The organism is Flavobacterium frigidimaris, from assembly GCF_002217275.1.
In the GTDB taxonomy this organism is placed as follows: domain Bacteria; phylum Bacteroidota; class Bacteroidia; order Flavobacteriales; family Flavobacteriaceae; genus Flavobacterium; species Flavobacterium aquidurense.
The window spans coordinates 1-7,390 of the sequence record NZ_MUGV01000048.1 but is presented as its reverse complement, the minus strand read 5'-3'; the positions used below and the strand labels follow the sequence as shown (position 1 = coordinate 7,390).

6 protein-coding genes are annotated in these 7,390 nt (G+C 32.9%); all 6 read left to right on the top strand.

Going from position 1 to position 7,390, the window contains the following annotated elements; all coding sequences use genetic code 11:
* The coding region (locus B0A65_RS22290; RefSeq protein WP_089069666.1) for a type VI secretion system Vgr family protein at positions 1 to 1,722 on the top strand (1,722 nt) is incomplete at its 5' end.
* A 91-nt stretch (positions 1,723 to 1,813) separates the two neighbouring features.
* A complete protein-coding gene (locus B0A65_RS22285; RefSeq protein WP_074657877.1) occupies positions 1,814 to 3,736 on the top strand; it encodes a phospholipase effector Tle1 domain-containing protein in 1,923 nt (640 codons plus the stop codon).
* Positions 3,693 to 4,886: a DUF2931 family protein gene (locus tag B0A65_RS22280; protein WP_207556481.1), complete on the top strand. Its 1,194-nt coding sequence runs from the start codon at positions 3,693 to 3,695 to the stop codon at positions 4,884 to 4,886. The genes B0A65_RS22285 and B0A65_RS22280 overlap by 44 nt, the downstream gene beginning before the upstream one ends.
* Positions 4,887 to 4,897: 11 nt before the next feature.
* On the top strand, positions 4,898 to 5,323 hold the full coding sequence (locus tag B0A65_RS22275) for a hypothetical protein (protein ID WP_123890419.1): 426 nt from the start codon (positions 4,898 to 4,900) through the stop codon (positions 5,321 to 5,323).
* 716 nt (positions 5,324 to 6,039) lie between these two features.
* The gene (locus tag B0A65_RS23710) at positions 6,040 to 6,342 is read left to right on the top strand and encodes a DUF3289 family protein (protein ID WP_083370395.1); all 303 of its coding nucleotides are present in this window, start codon (positions 6,040 to 6,042) and stop codon (positions 6,340 to 6,342) included.
* Complete coding sequence (locus tag B0A65_RS22265) at positions 6,339 to 6,791, top strand: hypothetical protein (protein ID WP_074657870.1); 453 nt, start codon at positions 6,339 to 6,341, stop codon at positions 6,789 to 6,791. The genes B0A65_RS23710 and B0A65_RS22265 overlap by 4 nt, the downstream gene beginning before the upstream one ends.
* Positions 6,792 to 7,390 lie beyond the last annotated feature (599 nt).

Below are 7,390 nucleotides of genomic sequence, written 5' to 3'. Positions count from 1 at the left end.
ATGGCTGAGCATCATTATTTCTCTTTTATGTGGCAGTATACCGCCAAAGCCGTAATCGAGCCCGCTGATCAGGCGGCTGCCTTGAGCAAACATATAGGCGCAGAAGTTATTTTTACGTTTAAAGTCAACGGCATCCAGTTAATGTCTAAAGGTATCATAAACGGCGTTGAATCCGTTGACCGACACGGAAGTCCGGCGGGAATATTGGTTTCAGGCATCAGCCACACCGTTGTCATTGATGATATGAAAAAATCCAGAATCTTTCTGGAAAAGAACCTTCAGGATATTGCATTGGAAATATTTTCAGAAGAAAGTTCCGGAGAATTTTATCAGCGCGAAGCCATTTTGCCCACTTTCACAAAACCCTTCAAATACAAACCACAGTACAACGAAACCAGTTTTGAATTCCTAAAACGATTAGCAACTCGTTACGGACAATGGTTTTATTTCGACGGCATGCGCATGCAATTCGGCCAAACCAAAACCAGCAAAGTAAAACTCATCAACGGTTCTTCGCTTCATCACTTTAAGATTCAGGCGAATTTGGTTTCGCATAAAACTTCTTTTGGCGGATACGACCCCAACAACGCGGCAAACATCAAAAACGCCTCCGAAAAAAGCACCAGCGGAAGTCAGGATCGTTTTGCAAAATCGGTTGGTTTCAATCAGGGATCAATTGCCCGTCAGGGTTTAAGCAATGGCGCGTATACCAACAACGCCCAAAACAAAGACGAAATCGACGAAATGGTCAAACTGCAAACCGCAGGCAGAGACGCCAACAGTATTTTTTACAGCGGTACCTCCTATTTACCAATCGGCGTAGGACAGGTTTTCACCATCCAAAACAAAACCGTAGAACACGAACTCGTAGCCATCGAAATAACCCACCACTCCGAAGTAAACGGAAACTACAGCTGCGAATTCAAAGCCATCCCCGCCGATGTCGCCGCACCACATTACACTGATGTTACCACTTTCGCAACCGCCGAAAGCCAGTCCGCCCTCGTAAAAGACAACAACGACCCCGAAGGTATGGGTCGCATAAAAGTCGATTTCTATTGGCCCGGCTGGGGAAATACGAGTGAATGGATGCGCGTAGTTCAACCCTACGCAGGAGCAGACAAAGGACTCTATTTCAGACCCGAAATTGGCGAGGAAGTCCGCATAGCTTTCGAAAGCAACAATGTCGATTGCCCTTATGTATCCGGAACCTATTACAACGGACAGGCAAAACCTGAATTCTTCGACTCTGATAACATGATAAAAGGCTGGAAACTAAGATTTGGCCAGTTATTCAAATTCATAGAAAAAGTAGGTATTTGGCTTTCTGACCCTAGTGGGAATGAGATTCATTTGGATGAGGAGGGTAAAAATATGACTTTGACAACTACCGAGACCTTGACTCTTAATTGTAAAAATTTAATTATCAATGCATCGGAGAATATTACTACGACTGCGGGGATGAATATTTTTGAAACGGCAACTTTTAATAAAACAACAAAAATTGGAGGCGTTTTAGGTACCAATATTGGCGGAGACAGAATATTATACGTTGCGGGAGACAGCCATAAACAAATTGATGGAGAGTATAATTCAGAAGTTAAAAAAGATAGAAATGTTGTATCAGAAAGCAAGATTATAACGCAAAGTCAATCCGGACATGAATTTCATAGTGAAAAGGAAATCAAGAATAATAGTAGCGAAAAAACAAGACAAAACTAAAAGACATGACCATCAGAACTATAAGCTATAACAGACAATTTCATGCTACGCACTTTTTAACTTTTATACTAACCAAAGAAAAATAAATCCTATGTCAGAATATATAAGAGTAAAAGGTAAAATTACCGAAAAAACCGGTGGAGTTTCAAGAGTATTTTCCAAAGAAGGAATAGAAATTAATTCAAACGGCCCTATTGATTATTTTGCTGAAAGTTACAGTTATGGAGACCCCGAAAAATATACGCCTAAGCAACCTGAAGACTCGGTAAATGTTTATATCGGAATGTTTTTTGACGGGACAGGAAATAATCGTTTTAACTCAGAGAAAACATATTACTCTAAGATTAACTCGAACGACGCCTATTATAAAGCAGATACTATACCCGAGAGTTATAAATTCATAAAAACTATTAGAGATAAAAAGCAACAAGAAGTTAATGTAGAAGTCAAAGTTGCTGATAGAGATAGTTATTGGAATCCTTATTCTAATATTGTAAAACTTTTCGATTTATACAAGGAAAAGAAAGATTATGAAAAAGATAAATCATCAGAAAATAGTGGGCATCCTGAATATGGTGATTACGTAATTCTTAAACAATATGTAGAAGGAATTGGCACCAAGCAGAATGAAGAAGATGACATTCTTGGTTCGGCATTTGGAAGAAACGATTGGGGAATATTGAGCCGTGCAGAAGAAGGAATTAAAAATATGGTCACAGATCATTTTAAAAACATTCCTGTTACAAAAAAAATAAACAAAATAGTTTTTGATGTATTTGGTTTTAGCCGCGGTGCCGCCGCCGCTAGGCATTTTTGTAATGAAATAAAAAAAGCGGCTGAGTATGGTAACGAAATGGTAAACGACCCTATGGATAAATTTCCTATGCCATCTGGCAAAGTAATCGTGAGAAAACATGCAGGAGGGTTACTGGGGGAACTATTAAAAAAAGCCGGATATAAACCTGTAAGACAAACTTATGAAATAGAAATTCGTTTTCTAGGTTTGTTTGATACTGTTGTGGGAGACATGATAGTTAAGGAAAACTTAGGTTACAAACTTTCTCTATTGCCAATCATTGGTCCTATTCCTGCAATAGTACAGGCAAGTTTGCAAACCATAAAAACAAGCCTAAAAGGCTTGGGTATCAAAAAAGTATTTCATATTACCGCTCAAAATGAGTGGAGAGAAAATTTTGCCCTTACCCCTACAGATGTTGGCTACACCTTTGGTATGCTGGGAGCACATTCAGACATTGGAGGTGGTTATGCCAATTTAGATCAATACAAATCTGTTGTAGATTTTTTTGATGTTCCTGTTAATGATTCTTCGATCTTAGAAGAAAAACAGAAAGTAAAAGAATTTTATACCCGAAATTATTTTTCTAAAGAAAAAACTGAAATTGCTTTGATTAATACTTATGACCATTATCAGGAAACTACTGCTAATCCGCTTATTGGCAAAAGTTTTCCTATATATGAAAGCAAAGAAATACAAAGACCTGCTGAATATTTACCTCCAAGAGATCGTCTCTATGACCCCACTAAAAAGCATGTTATAGAGGAGAAAAAACTCTCTGATCATTATATACTTGTCGATGAGCGAAAAATTTCAACCAAACACAGTTTAGTGGCCATGTATGTAATGCTTCAGAAAGCAATTGATCATGAAGTTCCCTTTTATAAAGATTACAAGCAAGCACCTGATGTAAAAAAAGATTTTGAATATGAAATGCCTACAGACGACAGCATACTAAATGAATATTTAACAAAAATGTTGGAGGAAAGTACAAAAGAAGGAAATGGTAACTACTCTATTCCTATCGAAATTTACAAGCATATTTGTAATAAACATGTGCATTTGTCAGCACATTATGGAGGTTTAGATGCTCTTTATTCTAAAACTGGCGATCACGCTACTTTAGGAAATTACGGTTTTATCAACCATCCGGTGCCCTATACAAAAGATGAAAATGGAATTATTAGTTACAAAAGAAAAATTTATGAAAATCGTTAGTTCTTTTTTTTTGTTTTTGAGCCTGTTTACAAGTTGTCAATCCCCACAAGAAAAGGCTAAAAAAGAGGAAAAGTTTGAGTGGAATGCAGGAATTTCAGCACCAAAAAATTATATAGCAACACCTTTTGTGGAGTACTTTTTTCAAGGGAAAGGTGTTGCAGGAGCATCGGCAAATGTTGGTATTAATCCAGGCTGGGGAATAAATAGTGGCGGCTATACAGCCGGAGAAATTTTTAAACCAGTTCCAGATAGTGTCCATGTGAAATGGAGATGTGGTTTTGATTTAATATCATACGAAGGTGGAGCTAAATTACCCAGAAAAAAAATACTCGAACTTTTTAAAAAAGGAGTTCTAAATCCTTTTACCAACAAAAAAGATGAGTACACAATGCTTCTAGCTGGTACAGCTCCAGGTGGTAATGTTACAATTTGGATGAAAGCGGGAGTTGTAGTTAGTGAAGTTTTAAGATTTAAAACTAAAAAAGTTAGTCAAGAGGGGCGATATGATCCTCATACAATTACTCTTTGGACATCTACAGGCCAGGAAGCAAAAGATATTTTAAATTATATTACTTTTCACGGCATTCCATATTCTGTTTGGGAAAAAGGAGAAAAAGAATATGATTATGATATTGCTTTTAGCAGCAAGGATACTACTAATTATGGTTATAATTTACATTTTTATGCAAAAGATGGTTCGTGGTTTTTATTAGATAAATTTAATTCGTTTGTTCCATGGGGGAAAACGAAAATAAAAACAAACCAAATCATTCAAACCAAATATAAAGTTCCCGTTCAATTAGACTTTCAATGGTACACAAATGAAGATAATTACAAAAACAGACAATGGTACAGCGGGAAAATAATATTACCACAAAACTTAGAAAATTTAATGAAGACGGGGCTTTATAAAAGGTTTCTGGTCAGTATTGAAAAAGATAATCATACAGATTGTGTAGAAGGAACTATTACATTAATTGGGAAGAATGAAAATAAAAAAATAATGAATTTTAAACTTGGCAGGTATGATTATAAATTAGAAAAACAATTATCACCGGAATATATTCTTCCAAAAGATTTTGTATTTCCAAAATGGGAAGGCAGAGAACCTTTGATAATTCCGGAAATTGAGTATTGGCAAGAAAAATAAAAGAAAAAATTATGAAAAAAATATTATATCTAGCTTCTTTAATGTTTTTTGCACATGCAATTATTTTAAATCTTCTTTTTGGGAAATTAGACTCTTACTCTCCAAAATACAATGGGGATACAGACCACAGTATACACTTTATCATTGCTCTTTTTTATACGTTTATTATATATACACTGTCAATTATTGTTGGTTTTATAGAACATAAAATGGAATTTGAATACAAAGAGGTTACACTATTCCTTGTTTATTTAAATTGCTTATTACAGTTTTATTTCTCAGCGTTTTCTGAATATAGTTTATTTTCAAGTCCTCAACGTTTTGATAATTCATCAATAATAATCATTGCAATTTATTTTGTTTTTGAATTATTTTTTTCTTTTTATGTGGTTAACAGATTGTATAAATCTAATTTTTCAAAAGATGATTCCCGCTGAAGCGACTGCCATAAGCAAACATATAGGGTTTGAAGTCATTTTTATGTTTAAAGTCAACGGCATCCAATTAATGTCTAAAGGGCATCGCTTGACCTCCACGGAAGTCCGGCCGGAATATTGGTTTCGGGAATCAGCCACACCGTTGTCATTGATGACATGAAAAATCCAGAATCTTTCTCAAAAAGACCCCTCAGGATATTGCACTCGAAATTTTTTCAGAAGAAGTTCTAGAGAATTTTATGAGCTTGAAGAAAAGAAGAAAGTTGTCATAATCGCCTTGATTATCAAAAACATAATCAGGACTGTTTTATAATAAAATTTGATTTGAAATGAAAAAAATATTAAAATATTCGAGCCTTATATTAATTAAATATCATCCTTACAGCTTTATTTTATTCAATAAGCTCATTTAAAATTGGCAACCGAGCTGATATTATTGAATTTATGGGTATTGCATTTTTTTTCTTTTTACTATTTTTAGTTTCCATCATTTCGTATATAATATTGCATTATATCTTTTATCTGGATGACAAGGTGATTTTTATATTTACAAATGTTTTAATTGTCATTTTAATATTATGTACTCATAGTGAAAATTGGAGAAATCCATACTTACTAATATGTACTCCTGTTTACTTCATAATGCAATATACTTTTGTGGTATTAAACAGAAAAAAATAAAAAAAAGCAGATGATTATTACCAAAATACCTTGGTATTCAAATAATTACATTATTTAGGTGCGCAAAAATCTTTGATGATAATACAAGTGGTTTAAGGATTGCAATAAACGATGTATGGACCTATAAGGTTTACATTACACGACATAAAGTCAATGAGAACCATTTTGAGATAGGACTTGAATATGTTTATTACGATCATTTTGGACTAGATTTTCCGGATATTCATAAATATAACCAAGATATTTTTTATGCCTGGTTTGTTTTACAACATTTTAGAAATTATAAGCCATTCATTACAAAAATAGATATTGTAGGGGAGCTAAAAGGAATATTATGAAAAAAAACTTATTTATTATCATGATATTACTTTTGATTTCTTGCAATTATAAAAATATATCAATAGAGCCTATTGATCAAAGATTTAATGATCAAGGCTTGCAATTTCAGTACTATGAAATATCGGACTATAAAAATTTTTCTGAAGAAGATTTATTAAATAAATTAGAAAATTTTGTAAAGAACAAATACCCTATCAAAAAATATAAGGACAAAGAGGTATGTGTGTTTTTTTATAAAAAGTCAATATTAGAAAATTATAAAGATGATTTAAGTGAGATAATGGAAAAAGACCCGGATTTTGGAACAATTGGCAAATATCGAGGAAATCTAATTGCAAAAATAATTTATGGGAAAATTGATGAAAACAAAAAAAGTTATACTTGTGTTCTATTTGACAATAATGATAATCAAAAGATGATCAGAAAAAATACTGTTTTAATAAAATAATATCTGGCACCACAATGTATTCTATTTTAATGTTTGATTTAATCAAACAGTAAAATAGAATACTATCTAGAAAAAATAAGCCTTATTCAAAACCATATTTTGATTTTTTCGACATTTTTGGTCAAGATTATCCAAATATAGAAAAGTATGATAATGATATTTTTATAGTCTGGTTTATTTTACAACATTTCAGAGAATACAAACCATTTATAACAAAAACCTTTTTTACAACCAACTTTAAGAAATAAAATAAATGAATCTCAAATTATCACATCAAGAAAATATCAGTGTAATATTTTCAATTTTATTATTATTACTAGTAATTAATTATATCCAATTTGCCAACCTTCCATTCGGCGATTACTTTGAAGTATTTATATTCTGCCTATTACCATCCTTTATTAGTTGGTTTTTATATTATATTATATTTTAAACCATCTCTCTGTTTTTGTAAATAAAAAAAAATACCTCATTGTACCTGTTCTTTTTTTACTATCAATTATCGCTTTTTCTTTTGTGATTTTTGGTGTCTCATTCTTTTTATGAATTCCAGAATAAAAATATCATCAGGATTTTTTATGTTCAATCTGTTTTACAAC